The organism is [Lactobacillus] timonensis, assembly GCF_900240275.1.
GTDB lineage: Bacteria > Bacillota > Bacilli > Lactobacillales > Lactobacillaceae > Limosilactobacillus > Limosilactobacillus timonensis.
This window is the reverse complement of sequence record NZ_LT964761.1, coordinates 875,183-901,021: the sequence shown is the minus strand read 5'-3', so window position 1 is coordinate 901,021 and position 25,839 is coordinate 875,183. Positions and strand designations below refer to the sequence as shown.

23 protein-coding genes, 1 pseudogene and 1 riboswitch are annotated in these 25,839 nt (G+C 51.2%); of the genes and pseudogenes, 4 read left to right on the top strand and 20 right to left on the bottom strand.

All coding sequences use genetic code 11. The features are described 5' to 3' along the window. Positions 1–96: 96 nt before the first annotated feature. The 5 genes from C1710_RS04270 to C1710_RS04250 form a co-directional block, all read right to left on the bottom strand. Positions 97–1,599 (bottom strand): peptide MFS transporter, encoded by a 1,503-nt coding sequence (locus tag C1710_RS04270; RefSeq protein ID WP_102280413.1) that lies wholly within the window; start codon positions 1,597–1,599, stop codon positions 97–99. A 174-nt stretch (positions 1,600–1,773) separates the two neighbouring features. Continuing rightward, complete coding sequence (asnA, locus tag C1710_RS04265) at positions 1,774–2,784, bottom strand: aspartate--ammonia ligase (protein ID WP_102280411.1); 1,011 nt, start codon at positions 2,782–2,784, stop codon at positions 1,774–1,776. Positions 2,785–3,150: 366 nt separating this feature from the next. Beyond that, positions 3,151–3,828, bottom strand: coding sequence for an energy-coupling factor transporter transmembrane component T family protein (locus C1710_RS04260; RefSeq protein WP_102280409.1), 678 nt, complete (start codon positions 3,826–3,828; stop codon positions 3,151–3,153). Then, a complete protein-coding gene (locus C1710_RS04255) occupies positions 3,821–5,227 on the bottom strand; it encodes an ABC transporter ATP-binding protein (protein ID WP_102280408.1) in 1,407 nt (468 codons plus the stop codon). Before C1710_RS04255 ends, C1710_RS04260 begins: the two co-directional genes overlap by 8 nt. After that, positions 5,224–5,787 carry an ECF transporter S component gene (locus C1710_RS04250; RefSeq protein WP_102280406.1) on the bottom strand — a complete coding sequence of 188 codons (564 nt, stop codon included), beginning with the start codon at positions 5,785–5,787 and terminating at the stop codon, positions 5,224–5,226. The genes C1710_RS04255 and C1710_RS04250 overlap by 4 nt, the downstream gene beginning before the upstream one ends. A gap of 70 nt (positions 5,788–5,857) precedes the next feature. Continuing rightward, positions 5,858–5,950: riboswitch (TPP riboswitch) on the bottom strand. 107 nt (positions 5,951–6,057) lie between these two features. Here C1710_RS04250 and C1710_RS04245 point away from each other — a divergent pair. Beyond that, positions 6,058–7,287 (top strand): MFS transporter, encoded by a 1,230-nt coding sequence (locus C1710_RS04245; protein WP_102280403.1) that lies wholly within the window; start codon positions 6,058–6,060, stop codon positions 7,285–7,287. Between the two features lies 1 nt (position 7,288). On the opposite strand, the gene C1710_RS04240 is transcribed toward C1710_RS04245, so the two are convergent. After that, a complete protein-coding gene (locus tag C1710_RS04240; RefSeq protein WP_102280401.1) occupies positions 7,289–8,080 on the bottom strand; it encodes an aldo/keto reductase in 792 nt (263 codons plus the stop codon). Positions 8,081–8,225: 145 nt separating this feature from the next. Here C1710_RS04240 and C1710_RS04235 point away from each other — a divergent pair, with 145 nt between their 5' ends. Further along, positions 8,226–8,639, top strand: a complete 414-nt coding sequence (locus tag C1710_RS04235; protein WP_102280399.1) for an OsmC family protein — start codon at positions 8,226–8,228, stop codon at positions 8,637–8,639. 39 nt (positions 8,640–8,678) lie between these two features. On the opposite strand, the gene C1710_RS04230 is transcribed toward C1710_RS04235, so the two are convergent. After that, a complete protein-coding gene (locus C1710_RS04230) occupies positions 8,679–9,488 on the bottom strand; it encodes a sulfite exporter TauE/SafE family protein (protein ID WP_102280397.1) in 810 nt (269 codons plus the stop codon). Positions 9,489–9,583: 95 nt separating this feature from the next. Here C1710_RS04230 and C1710_RS04225 point away from each other — a divergent pair, with 95 nt between their 5' ends. Beyond that, a complete protein-coding gene (locus tag C1710_RS04225; protein WP_102280394.1) occupies positions 9,584–10,330 on the top strand; it encodes an alpha/beta hydrolase in 747 nt (248 codons plus the stop codon). Positions 10,331–10,394: 64 nt separating this feature from the next. On the opposite strand, the gene C1710_RS04220 is transcribed toward C1710_RS04225, so the two are convergent. From C1710_RS04220 to C1710_RS04185, 9 genes and pseudogenes are all read right to left on the bottom strand, one after another. Next, positions 10,395–11,642 carry a D-alanyl-D-alanine carboxypeptidase family protein gene (locus C1710_RS04220; RefSeq protein WP_102280391.1) on the bottom strand — a complete coding sequence of 416 codons (1,248 nt, stop codon included), beginning with the start codon at positions 11,640–11,642 and terminating at the stop codon, positions 10,395–10,397. A 30-nt stretch (positions 11,643–11,672) separates the two neighbouring features. Continuing rightward, complete coding sequence (locus C1710_RS04215) at positions 11,673–12,122, bottom strand: GNAT family N-acetyltransferase (RefSeq protein ID WP_102280389.1); 450 nt, start codon at positions 12,120–12,122, stop codon at positions 11,673–11,675. Between the two features lie 58 nt (positions 12,123–12,180). After that, positions 12,181–12,375 (bottom strand): hypothetical protein, encoded by a 195-nt coding sequence (locus C1710_RS04210; protein WP_102280387.1) that lies wholly within the window; start codon positions 12,373–12,375, stop codon positions 12,181–12,183. Between the two features lie 82 nt (positions 12,376–12,457). Further along, positions 12,458–13,360, bottom strand: coding sequence for an ATP-binding cassette domain-containing protein (locus tag C1710_RS04205; protein ID WP_408065705.1), 903 nt, complete (start codon positions 13,358–13,360; stop codon positions 12,458–12,460). Between the two features lie 102 nt (positions 13,361–13,462). Further along, positions 13,463–13,942 (bottom strand): annotated as a pseudogene (locus C1710_RS08520) (ATP-binding cassette domain-containing protein); the annotation flags it as partial. Between the two features lie 226 nt (positions 13,943–14,168). After that, on the bottom strand, positions 14,169–15,455 hold the full coding sequence (locus C1710_RS04200; RefSeq protein ID WP_102280385.1) for a hypothetical protein: 1,287 nt from the start codon (positions 15,453–15,455) through the stop codon (positions 14,169–14,171). Positions 15,456–15,503: 48 nt separating this feature from the next. After that, complete coding sequence (locus C1710_RS04195; RefSeq protein WP_235857964.1) at positions 15,504–16,334, bottom strand: LPXTG cell wall anchor domain-containing protein; 831 nt, start codon at positions 16,332–16,334, stop codon at positions 15,504–15,506. Positions 16,335–16,379: 45 nt separating this feature from the next. Beyond that, complete coding sequence (locus tag C1710_RS04190) at positions 16,380–17,261, bottom strand: BspA family leucine-rich repeat surface protein (protein WP_102280381.1); 882 nt, start codon at positions 17,259–17,261, stop codon at positions 16,380–16,382. 55 nt (positions 17,262–17,316) lie between these two features. Further along, the gene (locus tag C1710_RS04185) at positions 17,317–18,618 is read right to left on the bottom strand and encodes an APC family permease (protein WP_102280379.1); all 1,302 of its coding nucleotides are present in this window, start codon (positions 18,616–18,618) and stop codon (positions 17,317–17,319) included. Positions 18,619–18,712: 94 nt separating this feature from the next. Here C1710_RS04185 and C1710_RS04180 point away from each other — a divergent pair, with 94 nt between their 5' ends. After that, complete coding sequence (locus C1710_RS04180) at positions 18,713–19,597, top strand: CorA family divalent cation transporter (RefSeq protein WP_180961299.1); 885 nt, start codon at positions 18,713–18,715, stop codon at positions 19,595–19,597. On the opposite strand, the gene C1710_RS04175 is transcribed toward C1710_RS04180, so the two are convergent. From C1710_RS04175 to C1710_RS04160, 4 genes are all read right to left on the bottom strand, one after another. Further along, positions 19,591–20,721 carry a DUF3114 domain-containing protein gene (locus tag C1710_RS04175; protein ID WP_235857963.1) on the bottom strand — a complete coding sequence of 377 codons (1,131 nt, stop codon included), beginning with the start codon at positions 20,719–20,721 and terminating at the stop codon, positions 19,591–19,593. The two genes, C1710_RS04180 and C1710_RS04175, sit on opposite strands and share 7 nt — an antisense overlap. Positions 20,722–20,915: 194 nt before the next feature. Then, a complete protein-coding gene (locus tag C1710_RS04170; protein WP_102280375.1) occupies positions 20,916–23,477 on the bottom strand; it encodes a YhgE/Pip domain-containing protein in 2,562 nt (853 codons plus the stop codon). Next, positions 23,474–24,028, bottom strand: a complete 555-nt coding sequence (locus C1710_RS04165) for a TetR/AcrR family transcriptional regulator (protein WP_102280373.1) — start codon at positions 24,026–24,028, stop codon at positions 23,474–23,476. The genes C1710_RS04170 and C1710_RS04165 overlap by 4 nt, the downstream gene beginning before the upstream one ends. A 129-nt stretch (positions 24,029–24,157) precedes the next feature. Continuing rightward, a complete protein-coding gene (locus C1710_RS04160) occupies positions 24,158–25,480 on the bottom strand; it encodes an ISL3 family transposase (RefSeq protein WP_102280371.1) in 1,323 nt (440 codons plus the stop codon). Positions 25,481–25,839: the final 359 nt, after the last annotated feature.

Below are 25,839 nucleotides of genomic sequence, written 5' to 3'. Positions count from 1 at the left end.
GCAATACTTTTTCGCAATTTTTTTATTTTTCTTGGAGAATACAAAAAAGGAGCCGACATTCCGACTCCTTATTAAATATCTGCGTTAAGAACGGTCTTAGTTGACCCCCTCCATCTGGGAACTGATGTGCTTCGACAAGAAGAGCAGGATAATCCCGAAGACAACTGAAACCGTACCGATTGCCAAGAAATATTGGATTTCCGTGTGTGGCGTGTACAAACGAACAATCTGGGCGTTGACCGCTTGCCCAGCAGCGTCGGCCAGGAACCACATACTCAGCATCTGTGACTTAAAGGCCTTTGGTGCCAGCTTGGTAGTTACTGACAAACCAATTGGCGAAATCAGCATTTCACCAATTTCACACAGGAACCAGGAACCAACCAGCCATAGCGGGCTAACCCGGCCGCTGGTCGTGCCGTGGATAATCCCTGGCAAAGCCATCCAAGCGTATGAAATGCCGGCAAATACCAGCCCGTAAGCAAACTTCGTTGGTGACGTCGGTTGATTCTTCCAGTGATCCCACAGCCAGACGAAGACTGGCGTTAAGATCATGATGAATAGTGGGTTAAGAGTCTGGAAGTTAGCAGCAGCAAAGTGCCAGCTACCAATGTGCAAGATCGTCCGGTCCTGGGCAAAGAGTGCCAGCACAACAGACCCTGATTCTTCAATCCCCCAGAAGATAGCGGCAGCAATGAACAGCGGGATGTAAGCCAGTACCCGGTGGTGTTCAACCTTCGTTACCTTCTTAGAGTTAAGCATCATAACAAAGTAGATGATTGGCAATGCAATGGCCACGATCGTAATGATCATGATCACACTGTTAACGTTCAGTTGACCCATCACAGCCATCAATGCCAGGATAATTGCCACAGCAACTACCCCCACGATAGTCCAGACCGTAATCCGGTGAAGTGATTCCTTATCAATCGGGTCTTGTGGGTAAAGGCTGTTTTTGCTTAAGTAACGGCGACCGTCAATCGTGTATTGGAGCAATCCGAAAAACATCCCGACAGCAGCCAGCGAGAAACCGGCGTGGAAGTTCATCGTCGAACCAAACATGTGGACGCCAAAGCCGTTAGCAGCCCACGGCACTGCCCACGGTGCAACTGCGGCCCCCAGGTTGACACCGAAGACGAACATACTGAACCCGGAATCCCGGCGAGGGTCTTCCTCACTATAAAGGTCACCAACCATCGACGAAACGTTTGGCTTCAGTAAACCAGTCCCGCAGACGATTAGGGCAATCGAGACGTAAAGAGCTGGGATACCAAACGGCAGCGACAGGGCAATATGCCCAAACATAATTAGGACACCACCGTAGAAGACCGTCTTACGACTACCCCACACACGGTCGGAAAGCCAACCACCGACGACCCCTGATAAGAAGACCATCGATCCGTAGATGGACATTACCGAAGCAGCGGTAGCCTGGTCCATACCCAAACCACCCTTGGTGACGGCGTAGTACATATAGAACAGCAGAATGGCACGCATCCCGTAGTAGCTGAACCGTTCCCACATTTCGGTGAAGAACAGCGTCGATAACCCACGGGGTTGACCGAAGAATGCTGTATCCAAATTCTTCTGTTTATTAGCCAAAATAAATCCTCCAAATCAATAGCGGGGTGAGCTACCACCCTCTCGATGGAAGATGATCACTAGGCCGCTAAATCTTACTCAGTAAAAATTCATACATATAAGTATACTAGTATTCTAACACTTTGGTCAATGAAAAATGAGCAAATGATGAGAAATGGTTCATTCTTGACTGTTTTACAGCAGGTGAATGTGGTGCGCTTCACACTCTTGGACCATCTCTGCTGGCCAAATACTTGCCTGGACTTCACCTACGTGGGCCTTGCCAAGCAGTAGCATACACAACCGTGATTGGCCGATCCCGCCACCAATTGTGTACGGCAGCTTACCAGCCAACAACTCGTGGTGGAATGGCAGCTTGGCCCGGTCTTCACAACCAGCATCCTTTAATTGACGGCGCATGGCATCTTCATCCACCCGGATCCCCATACTGGAAATTTCCAGCCTTGTCTTTAGCGGCTCATACCAGAAGACAATGTCACCGTTGAGTGACCAGTCATCGTAGTCAGGTGCCCGGCCGTCATGTGGCTTACCGCTTAAGTTCAGAGGACCACCAATCTTTTCCACAAAGATACATCCCCACTTTTGACAAGCCTTTTCTTCCCGTTCCATTGGTGTCAAATCAGGGTATTCATCTTCCAATTCCTGGGTGGTAACAAAGTGGATATCGTCTGGCAGGTGGTAAACCGCCTGGGGGTACTTGTACCATACCTCGTCTTCCAGGTGCTTGATGACCTTAAAGATCTGACGAACGACCTTACGCAGTGTTTCTTCAGTCCGTTCTTCTTTGGCAATCACCTTTTCCCAGTCCCACTGGTCAACATAGATGGAGTGGAAATTGTCAACGTCTTCATCGCGGCGAATTGCGTTCATGTTAGTGTAGAGGCCCTCGTGCATCTTAAAGCCGTACTTTTTCAGGGCGAATCGTTTCCACTTTGCCAGGGAATGAACAATTTCGATTGTCTCGCCTGGCAACGACTTGGCATCGAAGGATACCGGCCGTTCAACACCGTTCAAGTTATCGTTGAGTCCCGTTCCCTTTTCGACAAACATTGGTGCTGACATCCGTTGCAGGTTAAGTTCTTTGCCAATTTCATCCTGGAAGGTCTCCCGGATGAAGCGAATGGCGTGTTCCGTGTCACGAACGGATAATTTTGGATCATAATCAGTTGGCAAAATTAGACTCATAATAAGATCTCCTTTACTCAAACCACCGCACTTGCGGCTTATTCAGCAACGGGGCGGAAAACAAAAAAGTCTTCCGCCCGACAAGGGACGAAAGACTTCGCGGTACCACCCTAGTTGCCTGCCAATAAGACAAGCCACTTCATTCAGCACAAACATGCTTTCCGGTGGTAACGTTCCGGTCACGGCTAGCCCTACTGTTGTTCAGGTCAGCGGCAAGAAAGTGTTAGTCCGATGCCGGTGACCTCGCGGTTTCTCACTACCACCGCTTCACTGCAGGTTCAGCATCCTCGTTTGTCTTTCTAATCGTCTTTTAATGTTACCTAATATTCTACACAGTTTTTGTCAAAAGGCAACTATTTTCTCAAATTACCATGGACAATTATCCAAAGCCAACCACAGGTAGGCAACCAGCAACACCACCACCAGTAAATATTGCCACCACGGCAAGTGTTCGCTTACCAATTCTGTCCGGTCCGCACCCTCGGTAAAGCCCTGAGAAGTCATCGCCATCGCCAGGTCACCAGACCAGTTAAGGGCAATGATAATCAACCGCAGGTAAAAGCGTGGCTGCCATAAATGATAAGCTTGTCCCCGTAGCATGGCTGAATAACGTACTTGCCGAAAGGCACTTTTTAAGCGGTGAAACATATTCAATGCAGCCAGGACACCATAAACAAAGGTATTGGGAAGTTTGAGGTGCTGGTGCAGGCTGAGAAGAATCATCTTAGCCGACGTGGTCAGCGTCAAAGTCAATGCCAGCGTGAGGTACGCGTAAACCCGGGAACCATAAATCCAGGCAACGTGCCAGCGGTCCTCAGTTCCAAAAAAGTAAAACGAGAGCCAACTCCCGAGGGCTAGCGGCAGGGCAACCAACAGGATAATAATGGTTTTCTTGAACGGTACCCTCAAGAACAAAAGATACATTAGTGATCCAATAATCACTGCCACGTTCAAAGCTACCGAACGAATAAAACTAGTACAAAGACCAATACTGACAATGATTAGGACAAGGGTGGTCGGATTCAATCCGCGCGTCTTAGTCATTGTGATCATCACCTTCCAACAAAGTTAAGTGGTGGTTAGCTAACCGTACCTCGTAGTCCAGCCAGTCCACGACCCCGACCCGTTGGTGGGAGATAATTAGCATCCCTACTTGCAGTTCCCCTGCCACTTGTTTGAGCAATCGAATAACTACCCGCAGCGAGTCTGCGTCCAAGCCGGCAAACGGCTCATCTAACAGCATTACTGGCTGAGCCATCACCAACATGCTTAAAATTTGCAGCTTTTTCTGCTGGCCGCCGGACAACTGGTAACTAACCTGATCGAGACAATCAGCAATCCCGAGCTGTTGGGCTGCTTGCTTGCAGCGTTGTTCGGTCCAGTATTCTGGACGCAGACTGTGAGCCCGCGATGCCGCCAGTTCATCTGCTGCCTTGATGGCAATTAATTGATCAGTACTATTTTGAAAGACCCAGCCAATGGTTAATGCCCACTTTTTCAGTGGAAAACGCCTCGCTGGCTGCTGGTCAAATAACAGCTGGCCATCATAGTTATGCTGCCGGCTTAATGTCGCAAAAAGAGTCGACTTCCCTGCACCATTATCTCCAGACAAAAGGCCGAGTTGACCTTGCGGAATTACCAGTTGTCCATCGTCAATCAACACCCGACTGCCAACCGTCACCCGTAAGTGGCTTGCGGACAATCGGCCAGTCTGCAACTGTTGTCGTTTTACCGGAGCGATTGGTGTCGTGGTTGGTAAGTCATTAACAGAGCTAACACTTAACCGGTGCTGTTTTGACAGTTGGTACCAGCGATCTGCAACTCCGCGATAACCATTTAAGTCATGGTCTGCTAGTAAAATTGTTTTTCCCCGTTCGGCTTGCAGGCGTTTCAGGTCAGCCAGTAACTGTTGTCGCCCTGGAGCATCTACGTTAGCAAAGGGTTCATCCAGTAAGATGACCCCACTGTCCATTGCTAATACACAGGCAAGTGCGGCCCGTTGCTGTTCGCCTCCCGATAAGGTGTGAACTTGCCGGTCGGCCAAGTGAGAAATCCCCAGCCATTCCAGCGTTTGGCTCACCCGCTTTTCAAGTGCTGCTTTCTCCATTTGGAGGTTGGCCAGCGCAAAACTAACCTGCTCACGCACAGTTGCCAGCGCAAATTGGCGGCTCGGGTGCTGAAAAAGCATTGCCACCTTGGAAGCTCGTTGAAAAGGAACTATTTTCCCCAACGGCAAACCATTTAATGTCGCTTGCCCACTAGTGATTGTTCCGCCATACTGCGGCAAGAGTCCCGCTAATAATTTCAACATGGTCGATTTGCCACAACCGGACGGCCCCGTTAACAAACCAAAGGTTCCCGGCTGAAGTTGAAAATTTAGTCCTTCAAAGAGCTGGTGATCGTCGTATTCAAATGTCAGTTGTTCTAGCTTTAAATCAATCATTTATTTTTCATTAACCCCGTTTGTCCAACCAGCTTGGCAATCCAATCAACCAGGATGCCGGCAAAAAAGCCGATAGAAAGAAAGCGGATGATCAAGAGAATAACCAGGAGCGAGACGCGGTAATCCTGGTAGCCGCTTTGAAACCAGTCCCAGGCAAAGGTAATAATGGTCGACCAGAGAGTGGAGAAAAATAGGCCCAGCGCTCCCCAGTGACGGTAACCAGTCGTGGCAAAACCTAGTTCGGCTCCCGTACCCTCAGTCACACCAGTAATCAGGTTGGCCGCTCCCCAACTCGAAAAGAGCAACATTTCGACCGTGGCGGCTAAGAATTCACCCATAAACCCTGCACCAGGTTTTCTCAAGAGAACCCCTGCCAGTGGTCCAGCCATAATCCATACCCCTAACGTCAGGTCGTTGGCAAACGGCTTCAACGGCGTTGCCGCCAGAGCATAGTAAGCATAACTCCACACCTGGTAGATGATCCCGAAGAAGATAGCGATGATCGCCAAAAAAATAATGTCACGCAGTGTCCAGCGTCGCTTTGAGTCGATAGTTTGCATCAGTAAATAACTCCCTTTCTCAAGCTGGAAAGAAAAAGACCGGTGCGTCAAAAAGAACGCACCGGTCCATATTTGTCCCGTCGAAGACTCCCTCCGCTGGCGTTAACCAGATCAGGTTCCATGGGTTCAGTCTCAGCCACAATTGGCTCCCCAGCTTCCTTTTGATGGCTTAACCCTAGCAGAATAAGTCCTAGCTGTCAAACATCCATCATTACTTCTGCCCCATTTAGGTCTATAATAACGGCAGTTTATTTTCAAGGAGGCCTTGTTTTGACTGAAAAATCAGCTCAAACCATTTGGCAACGTAACCTACGGGTATTATCCATCGCCGTCTTTTTTGCCGGTATTGCTTTTTCCGAGATCATGCCCTTCCTTTCACTCTTCCTGGCAACACTTGGTGACTTCACCCATCGTCAGTTAACCAACTGGTCAGGGATTGTCTTTTCTGCGACCTATCTTGTTTCAACGCTGGTCACGCCATGGTGGGGCCGACTGGCTGACGCTAAGGGACGCAAGCCGATGATTTTAAGAGCAGCCCTCGGGATGGCCCTGGTCATTGGGGCAACCGGGTTAGTAACCAACGTTTGGCAGCTCCTCGCTTTGCGGATGGCACAGGGGGCCTTTGCCGGTTTTGTTTCTAACTCTAACGCCCTTATTGCCACCGAAGTGCCTAAGGAACACAGTGGTAGTGCGTTAGGAACAATGATGGCCAGCTTTACCGGCGGCAACCTGCTTGGCCCCTTTATTGGTGGGACCATCGCTACTTTCTTTGGCTACCGCTTTACCTTCTTTTTGACTGGCTTCATCCTCTTAATGATCTTCTTTGCCTGCTGGCGCTTTGTTGACGAAAGTAACTTCCAGCCCGTAGCAGCCAAGGATGTCGGGTCGACTAAGGGCGTGCTCAAGTCGCTTGCCTCTGTCCGGATGATCTTCGGCCTAGTTATCACTACGCTGATTATTCAGTCAGCTAACAATTCGATTAACCCGATTATTTCTCTTTTCGTTAAGCAGTTGCTTCATGGCAATTCGCACACCACCTTTGTGAGTGGGGTGATAGCCGCTTTGCCGGGAATTGCCACCATTCTGATTGCCAGTCGGGTGGGAAACCTTGGCGACCGGATCGGCACCGAACGGATCCTGATTTTCGGCTTTATCCTCAACACGCTGGCCTTTATCCCGACGGCCTTCGTCACTAATTGCTGGCAGCTAGGAATCTGCCGCTTCATTGTTGGCCTTGGCGATGCCTGCCTGTTTCCGCAGGTGCAAACCATGTTAACTAAAAACAGCCCGGCAGCAGTAACCGGACGTGTTTTCTCTTGGAACCAAAGTGCAATGTATATCGGCAATATTGTTGGCTCGTTACTTTGTGGGTGGGTAGCCGGACAATTTAGCTTTAACGCCGTCTTCCTCTGGACTGCCAGCCTGGTCTTCATCAACCTGGTCCTCTTTTTAATCAACGTTGTTTGGCCACTTCACCACGTTTCTGGCACTCGCAGCTAAACTACTCCAGCATCGTTTTTCCACGGTCCAGTGTCCTGATTAGTTTCATTTCGTCGGCGGTCAGTTCAAAGTCAAAGATATTGATATTATCCCTGATCCGCTGTGGACGAACACTCTTTGGAATGGTAATAATGTTGCGCTGGAATAAGAAACGCAGCATAACCTGGGCGGTCGTCTTGTGGTGAGCCCGGGCAATGGTCTTCAGCAACGGCCGCTGGAAAACCTGGTGTGAGCCGGCAGCAAGCGGCGACCATGCTTCCAGTTTAGTCCCATGACTTTCCAGGACTGGCTGGAAGGCCACCTGTTGGCAGAAAACGTGGGTTTCGTTTTGGTCGACCACCGGAACAACATCACACTGGTCAATAATTTCCTGATAGTCTTTGCCATAGAAACTGCTCAGACCAATGGACCTAACCTTGCCAGCCTTCTGGGCATCTTCTAGTGCCCGGTAATTTTCCACGTTAGCATTACCCGGCCAGTGAATTAGCATCAGGTCGAGATAGTCATTGCCGATTGCCGCACACGTTTCGTCAATCCGTTTCATTGCTTCCTCGTAACTCGGCTGCGGAGGCATCTTGCTAGTAATAAAGACCTGGTCGCGCGGAATGCCACTTTCGGCAACCGCCTCACCCACTTCACGTTCGTTATGGTAGTATTCAGCAGTATCAATCAGTCGGTAGCCGTCCTTGAGGGCCGTGCTAACGGCTGTTTTTGTTTCTGAAGCCGGAATTAAGTAAACCCCAAAACCAACCATCGGAATCTTAACCCCATCATTTAACGTTGTGTATTCCATCTGATTTCCTCCTTTGGTGACGAAAACGGTTCATTTACTCCATCATACTCCCTTTTTCTTCAATGGAGCCAGCTAACAGCTAATTATTAGCCAAACTTAGTCGTCACCATTTATAATGGAATTAACAACATAAGGAGGTCATTTCATGTCAAAATACCTTATCAATTCAGAAATGCGTCCCGCGGGCTACCAAGTAATGAACCACGCCGGTAATCATCAATTTATGGCTGATGAGCCTGTCATTGCCAAGGGGACTGATGCTGGTCCCAACCCTGTCCAGTACCTGATTGCTGCACTCAACAGCTGCCTGGCCATTTCAGCCCGGGCGGTGGCGAATAACCGCCACATTGACCTGCACAACCTCAAGGTCAGTTCAAGTGGTGAAACGGTCAGTCTGGGCAAGGGGCGTTCGAAGGTCTCGCGGATTGACACGACCGTCAGCTTTGACTGCGACTTAACAGCCGCTGAAAAGCAAAAGCTCTTTGAGCGGATTCTCCAAGTCTGCACCGTCCACGAGTCACTCGAAGGCGGCATCGAAATGAATATTCATCTTGCCTAACGAAAAACCAGCGCCCTTCATCACGACGCTGGTTTTGTTTTACTTAAAATAGGCTTGCCAAAAGAAGTAGGCTGCCTGAACCACCGCCAGGAAAGCGATGAACTGCTCCATCCCCTTCTGCGGGACATGCCGAACAATTTTCGGCCCCAGATAACCGCCAATAAACATCCCCACCGCCATCGGAATGGCGGCGTTCCAGTAAATTTTGGAAGCAAACATGTAAATGATCAGTGCCGTCAGGTTGGCCACCCCACCAACGACGTTTTTAATCGCATTGACGACCACGAAATCCTTATTCGTCAGGTAGGTTAAAATCACCAGGGTAATGATCCCTGACGCCGCCCCAAAGTAACCACCGTACACGCCGTTGACCAGCAACAGTACCACGTAAAGCAATTTCCGACCACCGGTAACGGCCTGGGGCTTATCGACAACTTTCCGCTTGCTGGTCTGGTAAACCATGATTCCCGCCAGGAGGATGAAAAAGGGCACGACCTTTTCAAAAACACCACTAGGAAACTTCAGCAGGAGGTAACAGCCGATGGCCGCGCCCGCCATCGTGAAGAGGGAGTAAAAGCGCACCAACCGCCAGTGGCCGTGCAACTCCCGGATAGATGACAATACCGCTCCCGGCATATTCCAGATCAGCGCCGCGTCGTTGGTGACGTTCGCAAAAACGGGCGGGATCCCCACGCTCAGCAGCAAGGGATACGACGCTAGCGAGGCAAAGGAAGCGGCCGACGAGAGAACGCCGGAAACCACGCCGCCGAGAACCAGGTAAATAAATTTCCACAACAATGGCCAATGCAACAAAATAAAGTCCTCCTCAATTACCGATGCGATTACCATCGCATGCTTGCGGGAAATCGTCAAGACTATTTTGGTCGAATTTAGCCGCTGGGATATAATATGAACTAGCTCAATGATCATGGAGGAATGACAAGATGGAATTAACGATTGAACGCGAGCAGCTCAAGCTCCACACCCTCCTCGAAAGGACCACGAGCTTAGAAAACGACTCACTTGCGATTCTCATGCACGGTTTTAAGGGCGACCTCGGCTATGACGAGCACAAAATCCTGCCCACCGTTGCCAAAGTGCTCAACCAGGCCGGGTTGCCGACCCTGCGGTTTGACTTTGCCGGCTGTGGCAAGAGTGACGGCCGCTTTGTCGACATGACCGTTCTCGGTGAAATCCTCGACGGGATGCGGGTGATCGACTTTGTCCGCCAGCAGATCAAGCCCCGCCACATTTATTTAGTGGGTCACTCCCAGGGAGGCGTCGTTGCCTCGATACTCGCTGCCTACTACCGGGACGTGATTGATAAAGTCGTCTTGCTAGCGCCAGCTGCTACCCTGAAGGACGATGCTCTCGCTGGTGTTTGTCAGGGGGCCACTTATGACCCGCAGCACATTCCCGCTGAAGTGGACGTGAGTGGCTGGCCAGTTGGCGGCGACTACTTCCGGACAGCCCAGCTGCTTCCCATTTATGAGACGGCCCAGCACTTCGCCAATCCCGTCCTCCTCATCCACGGGACGACTGACCAGGTCGTTGCTCCGGCGACCTCGCAAAAGTACAACGTAATTCTGCCGGACAGCCAGCTGCACCTGATTGAGGGAGAAGGCCACCTGTTTGATGGTTCCCGGCGCCCAGCAGTAGTCTCACTCGTCACCAAGTTTTTAACCGACTAAAGCAAAACAGCATAAAATGACCGCCAGCGTCTCAAGGACACTCGCGGTCATTATTTTTGTCTGACTAATTAAACAACCGTTGCCAGAAGCCCAGCCGTTTGCCGTTTTGCTGACTCGACAGGGTAAAGGTCAATGGCTGGTGGTCACCCGTTTGGAGCGCTTTCCCGTTGATGGTCCCCGATCCCAGTCGCTGACCTTTTTTAATGGGTGCCACTCCCCGGCCCCGCCGATCAAGCAGTGACGCGCGATAATGCGTGTGCAGTGTGGGTGTCTGGTGTTCTTTGACCGGCTGCCACACCGCCAAGGGCGCGGTCTTGACCGTGACCTGCCGTTTATTCCCCTTTGCCACTTGCTTAACTGCTTGTCCGTGGCTTAGCGTTAACGTCTTCAGCCGCACCCCGGTTTGCAGGTACTGGTAGAGGCGCTGGGTTTGCACAAAGCGGTCGCCCGGATCGTTCCGGTTAGCCCCCAGTACCACGGTAATTAGCCGCCGTCCCTGGTAGGTCCCGGTGCTGACAAAACAAGCACCCGCCTGGTCGGAGGTCCCGGTCTTCAACCCATCAATGACCACGTTGGGGACTACATACGGTTTGCCTGGCAGCATCTGGTTGGAATTGTCAGCCGTCACTACTTGTCCCGACGCAATCGTAAAGTTTTGCTGTGGGCGGCTGGTGACATGGAGAATCGACGGGTAATGTTTCAGCAAATAGCGGGTCAAGATTACCACGTCGCGAGCACTCATGGCGTTTTCCGCATTTTTGCCTATTTTAGGCTGCCGGAGTTGCTTCAAATCACCATTCCGCAGCCCGACCGCGTTAACCACTTTCACGTCTTTCAGTCCGATTTGGCGCGCTTTTTTCGCCATCTTGGCATTAAACTGCTTGATGGTGCCACCGTTAGCCGTCGACAAGGCTAGTGCCGCCCCATCCGCAGACTTAACCAGCATCGCATCAAACAGGTCGCGCACCGTGTACGACTGCCCCGCTTGCAGCCCAATGGCCGAGTAGTTGGGGTCACACGATACGGCTGCCACCGCCTTATTAATCTTCACTTTTTGCTGCCAGTGAAGCTGGTGGGAAGCAATTTCGTCTTCAATTACGCAGGCCGCCAGCAACTTGCTGACTGACGCCACCGGCAACTGCTGATCGGCGTTTTGCTGGTAGATAACCTGCCCCGTCTCAGCATCGACGAGCATCGCCGCCCGACTATTAATCATCGCGGCGGCTGCCTGGTGCAAATTAACGACCATTGCTATCAGGCACGTTGTCAGGACCAGGCCAATTATCTTCTTCCACTTCATTAACGTTTTCATTCCTTTGCGTCCAAAATCTGCTTGGCGGCCTTATTTTCTGGTCAACAATGGCTGGTGAACCATTTTAATGTGTTGCCGCTGGGCCTCGAGGAAGACCTTCCCCACTGCTTGAAACCCGTATTGCTCGTACAACGCTTGCACATAAAGCTGGGCGTGAATCACAATCGGCAAGCGACCGTAGTGTTGTTTAATGCCAGCCAACACGTGAGTCATCAAGTCCTTGGCTAGTCCCTGGTGACGGAACTGGGGCACAACCAGCACCCGGCCGAGGGTGGCATGGCCATCAACTTCAAAGTAACGAGCGTAAGCCACCAGGTGCCCATTAGCCACCGCCCACACGTGGTGAGCTCGTGGGTCATTATCATCCGGATCAAGCCAGTAACTCTTTTGTTCATCGTTAAAGACCGCCGCCCGTACTTTCAAAATGTCAAACAAGTCATCACGGGTCAGTTCGTCAAAAGACTGGTCAAACCATTCCATGGCTTTCCCCCCTCTCCAATAAAAAACACCCGCTGCTTACCCAGCGAGTGCTTGCTCATTAGTGCATTTCTTCATCAAAAGTCCATTCGTAGAACTTGCGAGCCATCAGCTCTGGCGTAGCCGCTAGGTAGGTTTCCAGGTTACCACTGTTAGCGGTCATAATGGCATCAACTTTTTCCTGTGGTACACCGTAGATTCGGTAATAATCCAACAGTGCCTTAGTGAAATCTTCTTTACTAGTCATCTTTCTCATTGTCCTACTACCTCCATTGGATAATTCTATCATTCATTGGCCAAATGAAGTAATTTTTTGCCAAATATTATCACAACTTTTTTCAATTTTTCAGGACGACGCGTTTGCTGGCAACGGCGTCAATAAAGAGGCGGTCGTGTTCGACAAAGAGCAGCGGTAGTTTAAACTCCTGTACTAGCTGGATTAGTTGGGCCTGGTTGTAGGTATCAAGGTAATTCAGTGGCTCGTCCCACAAGTAAAGCTGGGCTGGTATTAGCAGTGACCGGGCTAATTCCACCTTCTTTTGCTGACCCATACTCATTTCCTGGATGGGAACCACGAAGGTGTCGCGATCCATCCCCAACTTGCGCAACACGTTGAGCAGCATTGACAACTGCAGGTGGTGTTGGCGGGCAAACTCTGGCAATGTCCCCTGGTTAACCGCGTAATTCTGACGCACCAGATTAACCGTGGTCTGATCAGCCAAGCGAATCGTCCCTGTCACCTGTCCGGCAAAGGTCCCCATAATGGCCCGCAGCAAGCTGGACTTTCCCCGCCCATTTTCGCCGAGCAAGGCAACCTGGTCGTGCCGCCCCACCTGAAAGCTGACGGGGGCAAACAGCTGGCGGCCAGCAATCGTCAACGCAGCATCCCGGGCCACTAGCAATTGATGGTGGTGACTAGCCACCAGGTTTAACGGTAAGCGGTCAGCCACCTCGACTTCTTGCAACAAACCTTTTCGCTGGTCAATGGCGGCCGTGAGTCGGGCACCAGTGTGAGTGGCCTTTTTCATCAACCGGGCCGTCTTTGCTCCCAGAAAGCCCATGTCGCCGTGGGCATTGTTTTGTTTCTCGCCCTCAGCGCGCTGCGCCCACTGCTGTTGTTTTTGGCGCCGGTGCTGAAGCGTGGCGATCTCACTTTTTAACTGGCGGTTCTTCGCCAGCGCTTCCTGGTCGCGGCGTTTTTTCTGCTGAAAATAGGCAGAATAATTCCCGTGGGTCAGCACCAACTGGTGACAATCGATGACCAGGCAATGGTCAACCACCTGGTCCAAAAAGTTCTGGTCATGGCTAGTAATAATGAAACCCTGCCGCTTGTGGCATAAATAATCCGCCAGTTGTCGGCGCCCGGCGTAATCCAAATGGTTGGTCGGCTCGTCCAGCAATAAGAAAACACGCGGCTGGGCAAAAAGGACTGCCAACTGGAGCTTGGTCTGCTCCCCATCACTCAGCGTTGCGTACGGCTGCCAGCACAGAACCTGATCAACACCCATCATCCCCAGCTCCCGCTCCACCTGCCATTCGGCGAGTGACGGATCCTGGGCGGCATATACCAGTGCCTGACCAGCCAGCTGGTCAGTGTCAACGACCTTCAGTGGAAAGTAACGGAAGGGTAGTTAGCTCACCACTTGCCCCTGGTACGGCAACTGGTTGAGCAAAATTTTCATTAAGGTGGTCTTACCCCGGCCGTTGCGCCCTAAGAGGCCTAGTTTCCACCTGCTATCGATGTCTAACTGGCAGTTGGTAAATAGTGGCGATTGGCCCGGATAAGCAAAGTTTAAGTGACGAATAGTAATTGGTTGGGTCATGTTCACACGTCCTTTCTTGCGGGACGAAAAAAGGCCGACCCCTGCCAGGATCGGCCAAAAAGACGCTACTGCGCCACTTGAGGTATCTCAGCCATTTGAATTTAATCCTGTCCAAGGGCAGCCAATCCACGTCCAATCGTAAATTAGCGGCATTAACTTGTACAGAATTAAAACTTCAATGGTTGATCCCTCCCGATATTCGATATTGTCAGCTTAACAAAATCCCTTAATCCTTGTCAACCTGCCGCAGTTGCTGGCTCACTGCCACCGCGAGAAGAACCAACAAGAAGAGCAGGCAGCCAACCCGTGACAGCCACAAGGGGTCATTAAGCCCGGTCACTGCCCGGTGTTGGTAATACGCCGCCAGCAGCTGGTTAGTGTGGCGGTTAAAAAGATAATTGCAGACGACCAGCAGGCTGATTAATGTCACTTGGGAAATAATCGACCCGAGGATGTTGTAATACTGGCGCGTAAAGCGGGCGTGCCCCGCGAGTTGAATATCTCGCGCGTAGGTCGGCCAAATAGCGGTGTTGATCACGCTGCAACAACAGCTGGCGACCAGCATCCCGACCAAGTAAGACCAGGAATTGGGAATCATCATCGTCAACAGGCTGGCCGCCAAAATCATCACGGTCACGAGCCAACTATACTTCCGCAGGGGACGCAAGACGATGAAGCCGCCCACCATTCCAAGAATGAAGAGCCCGTAGGAAGCGTACAGCAGTCCGTATTCACCGCGCACGGAAAAATAAAAGAGTCCGTAGATCAGCAAGAAGTTAACTACCGCCCCGGTCAAAAACGTCCAGAGGCGGGAAGCATTGACCCGCCGCTGCAGCCAGGGAAAACCACCGAGCATGATCAGCCACATGGCGAGGGTTAACCAGATCAGCTGCTGGTCCCCAGTTTGTTTTAATCCCCGGGCACCCAGCGTCATCAACAAAATCAGCAGGGTGGCAATTGCTGGACGTAACCGCCAGGGGCCGGTGAAGATCGGCTGATCGTTCCAGGACGGCAGCCACCAGGCAAAGACGGCTGCTAAGGCTAACAGCACCGCTAGTTCAAGGGCAAACCAGCTGAAACTGACCGTGCTTAAGACAAAGCCGACAACGAGTGCCACCAGCAACCACCCGATGGCTGCCAGTCCCGCCCGGAAAGCCGGCCAGGCACCCGTTTGCTTAAAGTGGTCCTTCGTTTGCTGGTAGGCGGGCTGAACACTCGCCAGTCCCATTCCAACCATGATGGCGCCTTCAGCCACCAGTGGTGTCCCCGCCGCTAACAAGGCACCCAGCAAGGCTACCACCAAACTGCACCGTAGTAAGCGCAATGGGTTTTGCACCTTGCCAAAGGAACGGAGGGCATACGGGACGGTTTTGACCATCACGTAGAACATGATCACTGGCAGCGCGGCAACTGCCTGCCGCGAATGCTGCATAAAATACGTCATAAAGAGGACGTTGGGCAGCGCCACGGCCCCTAAAGAGACCGTCTCCATCTCAATTTCCAACCACTTCATTTTGTCATGCTCCCTTGTCAGTCCTAATGATGGGACCCCGCTTTTTTACTATTCGTGTTTTTTCTTCAGCCCGGCTAAGCCCAAAAGTGACAAGACTGCCAACCCGCTAGCGGCCACCAGCGTGCCATGACCATTGCCAGTCTGCGGCAACCGAGCAGTTTGCTGGGCGTCGACAGATGCCGGCTGACTGGTTGCCGGTTGATAGTTGACCGTCCCCATGACCTGCCCATTGCCAGGTGTTGCCGGTTTAACGACTGGTGTTGATGGTTTTTCAGCCGGCTCTTCTGGCGTCGTGACGATTTCTTGAACCGTCATCAGGACGTCCTGGTCACCACTGGCCGTTGCCGTGTATTCCTGCGGGTAGTCACCAACCAGTTCCCAGCCTGCTGGAGCGACGGGATTGATTGCGACGGTCTCGCCAATGGTTACCGGTTGGTCACCGTTGACCGGTTCAGTCGCCACTACCTGACCATCAGCGTCGACATAAACGATCCGCCCGTATTGCTGGTTGGCCACCGCGTATGTGCCGGCTAGTTTACCATAAACGCCAGAATAAGAATTCCCGTTGACCCAGGTAGCATCCTGGTCATGGACCACCTGCGTGAGTTGGTCAGGAATGACACTGGCAACATTCGCGTATTGGGAAATCGCCGTCAACCGGTCGTTCAACGCCTGTTCATCGCGGTAAACAAAGGGCTGCTGTTGCCGGCCAAGCTGCTGGTGGTCGCTAGTACGAACAAAGGTGACCGTATTGGCGGGGTGCCCATCATCCTGCTGGTTCAGCGCCAACAAATGATCCATATTGGACATGACTACCAGCGGCTGGTCACCAGCAAAGTCACGCGCCCGCAGTTTATTACCGTCATTAAAATTATTCATGATAATGGTCGCCGGGTGGACCAACTGGGCAAACATTTCATAGGTTCAGCCGTGGCCGTTATCTAAATGCCAATTAGACACATTGACCCGCCGAACCCCCGAACGGAAAAACATCCGATCGCAGTCAAAGAGGTTCTCCGTCTGCCACCGGCTCAGATCGAGTTCGCCCTTTGACGAGCCGATTAAATTAGTGTCGTTGGCAAAAAAGTTATATGCGTAGCGCAGGTTGGTCACGTCCCAATTTTCCAGCCCATCAACGGTTTTTAGGACGGGGTCATAGGCAAAGAGGTAGCTCATGTACCTTACTTGTGAAACATTGAGTCCCGCCAGGTCGACCCGCTGTAGTTGTCGACTGTCCGCAAACGTGTCCATCCAAGGTGAATCAGTTGCGACTAACTGGTCGGAGACGGTTGTGGTGTGTTCAATCATGATGCTCGTTGCTGGGCCATTACCGCCATTGTCTCTGACTAAGTCACGAATAAAATAGGGCGTGATAAAGACCCGCTGATCGTCCCGAATCTTGCCAGCGCGCCGGAAAGAGGCCGCGTTGGGCAGGTAATAGTCAGTTCCTTGCCCGCGATAACTGTTCAGGGTAATTTCCTCACTACTACTGGTGTACCCCCAGTCAGCAACGTTAAATTGTACCCGTTCTGCCTGTTGTTGATTTGCGGGTGTCACTGGCTGCTCACTGGTCGTTGCCGGCGTTGAGGCGGGAGTCGTCGTTTGATGCGCCGCCGGTTGTGGGGAAGTCGTTGGTTGAGAAACCGGGACATTGTTTTCCGTTTGATCCGCGGTGTCCGCATGGGCTTGTCCGGCCGTACCGCCCAATAACAAGGCGCCGACAAAAAATGATACCACGCCCACAGTATATTTGCAGAGCGCGTAACGCTGCCGTTGTTCGACCATCTTTTGCTGATTATTACCCATTATTAGATTCTCGCTTTCTTAACGTTATTAGTAATTATCAAAGGAAGCTTTTGGCTTATTTCCCCAGCCACTTCAGGTTCTGGTGGTTGTGCTTCCGCCAGATAAACTCAACGATGAAACTGGCAGCTAGTAAGACTACCACCGACGCCCAGGTTAACCAGTCGCCGCGGACAATCGTTTGGCCAAACAGTAAGGCGAAGAGAGCCAGGTTCAACACAATTGAACAGACTAGGATCCAGCGCTTGGCTCCCGTCTTATCAGCCAGTCGCAGGTGGCCAACGTTGACCATCGCGTAAACCAGCAAAAAGGCCAGGCTGGCCATCTGACCAACGTCGGCTAGGGGAAAGACAATCACAAAGAGGCAAACGATCAACGAGGTAATGAACAGCCCCCAGGTACCGCCAACCCGGGTCATCGCGCCAAACTGTGACGGAATTTCGCCGGCCTTGGAAATACGGATGGCCAAATTGTCGTCACCAAACATCGTCGAGTTAACGGCGGAGGCGGTTGCCACCAGGGCGGCCACTACAATTAACACCATCCCGACTGTGCCAAAGATAGCCTTCCCAGCCACTGCCAGAACGTGCCCCTGATTATTGATCGCCTGCTGGACGCCGATTGTCGTGATCACCACGATACTGGCCAGAATATAGACCACCATCACGATGACCAAGGAAAGCGTCAACGCCAGCGGCAGCTGCTTTTGCGGATTCTTCATACTCCCGGCCGCGTTGGTAACCACCCCGAAGCCTTCATAGGTCACGTATAGTAAGCCGGCCGCCGATAAGACGCCTACTGGTCCGCCAGTGACGCTGGCAGTCAAGGTCGGAACATGGGCTTGACTGAGGCCGAACCCGATGAAGCCGACCAGGATAATCAATTCAAAGGCAATAATCGTCGTTTGTGCCCGGGCAACCTGGCTAGATCCGAGGATATTCACCAAGACCACCAGGATGATAATTCCAATGCTAATCACTTTATCATGCCAGCCGCCGCTCTTAATGCCGATCAACTGACAAGCATACTCGGCAAAACCGGTGGCATAAAGGGCCATCGCGATAATCCAGCCAAAGTATTGAAAGACGTTGATCCCGCCGGCTAGCAGGCCATCACCAAAGCCACGTAGGAGGAACTTCGCCGCCCCACCACGATCCGGGTAGGTCATCCCCAACCGCGAATAAGAATAAACGGAAAAAGCCGCCACTATTCCCCCAATCAAAAATGATAGTGGCAGCCACTTTCCGGCACTTTTGGCGGCTAATCCCAGCAGGGTGTAAAGGCCTGCGCCCATCATTCCGCCGACACCAATCGCTGTCGCGCCAACGACACCAATTGAACCGTTCTTTTGTTTTTTCAAAATTACGCCTTTTTCATTCCAAACCGACTTGTTGACATCAAAGATTATTATAACCCTTTTTCCTGGATGGGTCGGCCCACCAAGCATCTTCCTATTGTTTTATAAACCCTTCCGGTATAATTATTATCATAAGGAAGACTTTCAGAAGGCAGGAGAAGTTGCCCGGTTTCACCTGCTCGAAAGCAAGCAGTTGTCAGATCCCCACCTGCTGGTCGTTTTTGACTTCAACTTTGATTACCAGCACATTGAGGAGCAATTAACACCGGCCATCTTAATCTTTGACCAGGACCACCTGATCATCTGCACGCAAAATTCCGCCGTTTCCTTCGAGGAATTACAGCAAGCAGTTGCCGAACATGATCCCGTCAACCAGCTGGTTTTCCACCTGGTGGATGCCTGGCAGCAACACCTCAACTCCGCCCTGCAAAACTTTGAGGACGAGATTGACCGGCTGGACCAGGCCTCGCGGGATACAACGATTAAAAATACTGAGCTCCGCGCGCTGACGGAACTAATGCGGCAACTGGTTTACTTTGAACATACTGTCAACGACCAAACGACCACCCTTAAGGCGCTCGTCGACAGTCCCGTCGCCCATAGCATCAGTAACTCCCTCAAGTTAAAAATTGAAACTAGTCAGCGCCGGTTATCAAAGGCCATCCACATCTACCGTGACGCGGTCGAATCCCTCAGCAGCCTCTACACGGCAATGATGGATAACCACCTGAACCACCTGATGAAGTTCCTTGATTCCACCGGCCTCGTGATCGGAATCGCCGCTTTACTCAGCGGTCTCATGGGGATGAACGTCGGCGGGCTCCCCCTGGGAAGGTTCCAAGTACGGTTTCTGGATCATTATTGGCCTGGCGGCGTTACTTTCCATCATTGCGTCACTCTACCTCCGGCGCCGGTCATACGACGACTAGTATATAAAATTAGGCACCAGCCGCTTCACGACGGTTGGTGCCCTTTTTACTGACGTTTTTCGCAGTAAGCAGCGATGCCCTGGTTAACCTGGTGGCCAGCCCGCAAGTCAGCAAGAAAGTCGTTGTAGACTACCTGCCGTTGGTCCTCGGGAATTGCTTGCCAGCAGCACACATCCTTGTCGCCACCTTTTTTCACCACTTCCGCAAAGAAACCACCGCGGTTGTAGTCATGCGGGTAGCGCCAGTAGTTCTTGGCCTGCCGACGAATTTGACTGTTCGCTGGTTGTTGGATATCCAGGTAACGGTGCGTCTTGCGGTAAGTGGTTGGTACCTGGTAAACACCCTTGGGCAGCCCGTAATTAAACGATTCGGTATTCGCCACCTGGTATAATTCGTCAACTGAATAGTGGTGAGGGTCGGCATCCACTACGCCGTCCGCACTCACTCGGTACACGTTCCACTGACTGACAAAGTGGCCGCTGGCAAGATCGATAATCAACTCGATCATCCGGGCGTCGTTATACCGTTGTTGGTGAGAATCGCGCATCAGCTGGACCTTCATGTTGCGCGGGTAGTCAAACCGGCCGTGGTAGCGGTTGTGGTAATTAGCCCCCGTTTGGTAATCCAAGCTTAAGTGGTGGTCCGCGCAATATTTCAGTAACCGTTGGTAGTCACTAGCCCCCGCGTGGGCCGGGTAGTGACGCAGGAAGTTGATGTTTTGCCGGTCCAAATAGCTCCGGAATAAGTGGACCCGCAAGCCCAGTTCATCCTGACTGAGTCCCAGTGGCGTTGTGTAGGCGTCCACGACTAACTGTCGAAAGTAAGGATAAAAGAAACTCTGTGGTGACAAGGACGCGGCAAGCCGGAAGCGACTGCTGCCCAGCTGCAAAAAGCTGGTTTCGTCTACCCAGGCTTGCAGGTGCTGGTCTAAAATCAGCGCCAGCTGTTGGTGGGCGGTCAGGTCACTATTTTGCAGCATCGCCACATAAAGGGGCGTTCCCACCTGATAGGTAGCGGCTAACTGGCCCTGGTGGCACAGAAAGTAGTAAATCGCACTTACCGACCAGCCATTGGCCCGTAATTGGCGGTTAACTGGGACCCACGTGGGTTCTTGCCGTAACAGTCGACGAACTTGTCGTCGACACCACCAGCGGTGGAACCATTGTAATAAAGTCACATCAATCCCCTCCTTTTCACCAATCAGACCTGCCTGCGCAACCATTCCGTTTGCTGACTATTTTACAATGGTGAAATTACCAGATAAAGCAGTTCACTTTAGTGAGTTTGTCTTTGTTATTTGACATTCTTCCAACAATGGCCACTGGATGCACAAAACCGCTAACCTTTTTTCCAGGCTAGTGGCTTTTTTCATTAGTTCAAACTTTGCGCTGGTTGCTGGTTAGCGACCCGTCGTTTCAACGGAGCCGCCACTACTAACATCAGCGCGTAGGCAACGCCGGCAAACAGCAATAGAATAATCACGTTCTGGACCAAGTAAGCTTGATCAAACCCGCCAGTTAAGGCCTGGCGGAAACCGTTAATCCCGTAAGTCATCGGCAACCACGGGTGAATAAAGTTAAAGAAGCGGTTGGTCAATTCCATCGGGAACATCCCGCCGGCACCACCGAGTTGGGCAACAAATAATACCAGCCCCAGGACCGTCCCAAAGCGGCCCATCATAATGGTAAGTGCCTGCATAATGGCTAACTGGGCGAGGGTGTAGACCAGTCCCACTACTAGTAACTGCATGGGGTGTTGGACCTGCAAGCCCGCCATAACCAGTCCCGCACTTTGGATGACCACCATCAACAATGCCGCAATTAATGCTAGTAATAATTCATGAATAATCATTGCCAGGCGGCGACGATTGGTGGCTAAAATCCGGCTGGATGGTAAGGCGAGGGTAAAAATCAGCACCCCAATAAACAAGCCGGTGGCCATCATAAACGGTGCCATGGCGTGACCATAGTTAGGAACCCGGCTGTAGTGGTTGTGTTGCAGCCGTGTCGGTGCGGCAAACATCGCAGCACTTTGCCGGTGCGGCTGTTGCTGGTGCAATTGTCGTTGACCACTTGCCAACCCGACAGACAGGCGGCTCGCCCCCTGGTTCAAGAGGTTCATTCCCTGTAATAATGGCATGGAATTAGCAGCTAGTTGCTGTGTCCCATCAGCTAACCGGTTGACCCCAGCAACTAACTGGGGCGACTGCTGGGCTAACTGGTTGAGACCAGCGGCCAGTTTTAAGCTCCCGGCTGTTAGTGGTGTCGAGGCACCTGCTAACCGGGTAGCTCCGACATTCGCCTGCTGAACCCCCGCTGCGTAGCCGTTCAGTCCCTGATGAAGCTGAGTAGCACCTGCCGATGCCTGATCAACCCCTTGGCTGTAGCGGGTCAAACCGCCATCTAACGCTGATGCCCCTGCTGAAATTTTGCTGGTAGCCTGAGCTAGTTGCTGAGCGTTCCCGGACATCGTCTTAAGTTGTCCTTGGTAGCCGTTCAGCGCTGTCAACAGTTGGTCCGCCTGCCCCATCGTTGCCTGTGCTGATGACAGAACAGTCTGCAGGGACGAGAGCTGGTTTAACTGCTCTTGCATTGCTGTCAATGATCCTTGCAACCGCGTCAAATTATTCAGCATCGGGGAAAGTTGTTGAACTGTCCGCGCATTCTCCGCTGCTTGTTGGGCGCTCTGCCCCGTCGTCGCAGCCACCTGTGCTAGTCCCGCTTTAACTGCCGGGTCCGTCGTCTTCTGTGCTAGCTGGGCAGCCGTTTTGGCAGTCTGGCTATCACGAGCAGCGATCCCCGCATCATTTTGGGCGACCGTTTTTAGCTGGCCAAGCTGCTCGGCCGCCCCGTTTAACTGGCTGACTGCACCCTGAACTTGCCGGGCGCTGGTGGCAGTTGTTCCTAATGCTGCCTGTGCCTGGTCGAGACCCGCCTTTAAGTATGCGAGCCTGCCCTTGAGCTGTTGCGCCTGGTTCATGGTGGCCATCATCGGCTGGAAGTTCAGCTGACGTAGCGAGTTAGCGGTAGCACCATTCAGCTGGGCTGCCCCGATCTTGAGCTGCTGAGCACCCTGACGTAGTGAACCAGAGTGGTCACTCAATGTGGCCAACCAGGTTGCTAATAGACCGGCACCCCCCGTTAGCTGTCCTGAATAGTTGGCTAGTGTCTGTAATCCCCGTGATAACTGACCAACACCACCAGCATATTGTTGCAGTCCGCCGGCGAGTTGCTGTCCGCCAGTTGACAATTGCTGGGTGGCGCCCGGCAGTGGTGCCACTTTAGCCCGCAGAGTTTGCACACCCGCGTTGACCTGCGAAACACCGACAACATAGCGTTTCGTTCCGTCGGCCATCGTGACCAACCCATTACTGAGCTGGTGGGCGCCGCTCGCCGCAGTAGTCATTCCGTGGTCCAAGCGACTTAAATTATGAAAAAGTGCTGTTGCGTAAGCCTTGGTGACCGCCGCACGAACCTTGGTATTCAGGTTACTCATCCCGGTTTCACTGATTGTGGCTGCCAGGTAGTTTTGCGAATCATTCGTTTGGTAACGCAGCATCATTGGTCGCGGGTGTTTTTGCAAAACCGTCGCCGCGTTCCGTGAGAAATTGTGGGGAATTGTAATCACCGTATAGTACTGGTGGTTGGCCATCCCTTCTTTAGCCTCATGCTGGTTAACAAATTGCCAGTCTAGCTGGTGATTATGTTTCAGCTGCTGGACCGTTTGACGACCAACCTGCAATGTTTGTCCCTGGTAACGGACTGGCCGGTCATTGTTAACCACCGCCACTGGCAAGTGACCACTGTAAGCAGTCGGGTTCCAAACCGATTTCACAAAGGACAAACTGTACATCAGCGGCGCGGCTACCGCCACTATCACCATGACTAGCACTGCCCATGACGGGTGGCGTAAAGAATTTATTAGTTTTTTCATTCGCGTTTTCCTCCCAACGATGGCTGATCAGCCAGCCAGTTCACAAATTCATTGGCGTTCTGCAGAATTGTCTTCTGGTCAACCGCGTAGTCCTGACTGCGCCACCAGTAAAAAGCCCCAACAATGCTGGCGCTCAACATGTAGGCCGCCGTTTCCTGGTTGGGGAACTTAGCAATGGATTGCACCAGGCGGTCATCAACTTTGCGCTCGTAGCGGTCCAAAATAATGTCGGCCAGTAAGTTAACCAGCGTCGCGTACAAGGAGCTGTTATTCTTCCCCGTCGCTAAATTACGTAAAAGCGGCTTATGTTGCTCTAGCCAGGACACCACGTTGGTAATTTCATCATCCCCCTGGTCAATCAGGACCATTATCTGGTAATTCACCGTGTGTTTCAACAAGTCGTACTTGTCATTAAAGTAGCGGTAAAAGCTACTCCGGTGCATCATTGCCTCACGACAAATCTGTTCCACCGACAACGATAAGAATGACTGGTTAGCCAGTAACTTTAACAGCGCGGCTTGGAAGTCGCGCTCAGTTCGTGTAATTCCCATCACAAACTCCCTTCTTAATGCGACACATTTTTAATTCGTCTTATCTTAGCACAAATTAACGATGCTGTCTTAACCTTTTTGAATAAAAGGCTCTTTGTCAATCGGTACTGATAGTTAAATTTGATCAGTTCAAGCAGCTAGACTGCTTGAGCTGATTTTTGTTTTCTGGGGATCTCCTACCATGATGTGTGGATTCTTTAAAGCCATGAGAATTCTTACCCGAAAATGAAAGAAGTTTCTAAAACCATAAGCAGTGCGTTTAATCACTTTGATTTTGTTATTGGTGCCTTCAATCGGGCCATTACTCAAGTGATGCCTAAAGCTCCGGATAATCTCGTTCTGGTGCTGACGGAGAGTACGCTGAACCTTTTGTAATTTAAACGGTAAGCTGGTCAGTTTACGTTGTAACAGGGATTGGAGTTCTCCCTGATTTTCGTGATCCACCGCATCGACGAGAGTTTGATAGTAGTTATAAGCTATCCTTAGTTCTTCTGACATGGCAAGTAGTCGGTCAATGACTTCACTGTTCGTTAACCAGGCGCCACGAAAGTTGCGCCGTGGTTGGTAATGAATATTATCTAGGAGTGATAGCTTCTGCAGTAATAACTTCCAAAAACGTTTAAGTGCCCGATATTCATGAGTTCCCGGCCCATAATGATTCATGGTTTTGATGCGGATAGACTGTAATGCCCGGTAGGCTTGCACAACGACATGGAAGTGGTCGGCGATGATTCGTGCATTGGGGAATAGTTCGCGGATGAGCCGCCGGTATGGGCCGTATAGGTCAATTACTACCAAGCTAACTGATAATCGCGATCTGCGTGTGAAATGGCGATAGAAATACTGTCTAAAAGCACGTGAAGTTCTCGAGGGAATAATATCAATGGTGCGATGATTAACAGGATTCATGAGGATCATACTCATCCCACTAGGCGCGAAGCGTCCCGATTTAAAGTCATCAAAAGCAATGGTATTTGGTAGCCAACTTTTTTCCGGAGTAAAGTTATCTTCCAAGCTATCAATGATGCGGCCAACCGTACTAGGTGAAACATAGTACTGTTCACCAATATCCTTTTGTGATTCATTTCGCCGTAGATCCAGTGTGATGGCCTGTTTAACGTTATTGGCAATCCTGCAACCATGGTTAATCCCATTGATGATTTCTGCGATTTTCGTGACGGTTTCCGGGCATTGTGATGATGGTTTACAGATATACTTCTGTTTCCGAATTAACAAGATAGTTGGGACGTTAGCGATCGGTAAAGCTAATATCTTTACCGGTTGACGGCGATAGCCATTCTTAAGCATAGGACGGCCACAAACAGGACAATAACAGGTGCCGGTCTTAACCAGGTGGATTACTTTGTAATTACCGGTGTTTTCGACGCCACTTTTGTCCATTTTTAAGTTTGGATCATTGATTCCGGTCAAAAAGCTGATATCATTAGCCATGAGGATTAAATTCCTTTCTGAAGGACAACTACCACGTTTTAGAGGGTGCGGTAGTTGTCCGTTTTTTATTGTCATCATAAACAAAAACGGTACCGATGAAAACCGTACAATACCCCTTAGGGTTGACACTTTAAATAATAAAAGTGTCATCTCTAGGGGGTGTTTTGAATAGGAACATATTCAACGACGGAAAAATTAAGGTTACTCAGTAATTACCAAGATTCAGACTACTCGCTCGGGNCGTACAATACCCCTTAGGGTTGACACTTTAAATAATAAAAGTGTCATCTCTAGGGGGTGTTTTGAATAGGAACATATTCAACGACGGAAAAATTAAGGTTACTCAGTAATTACCAAGA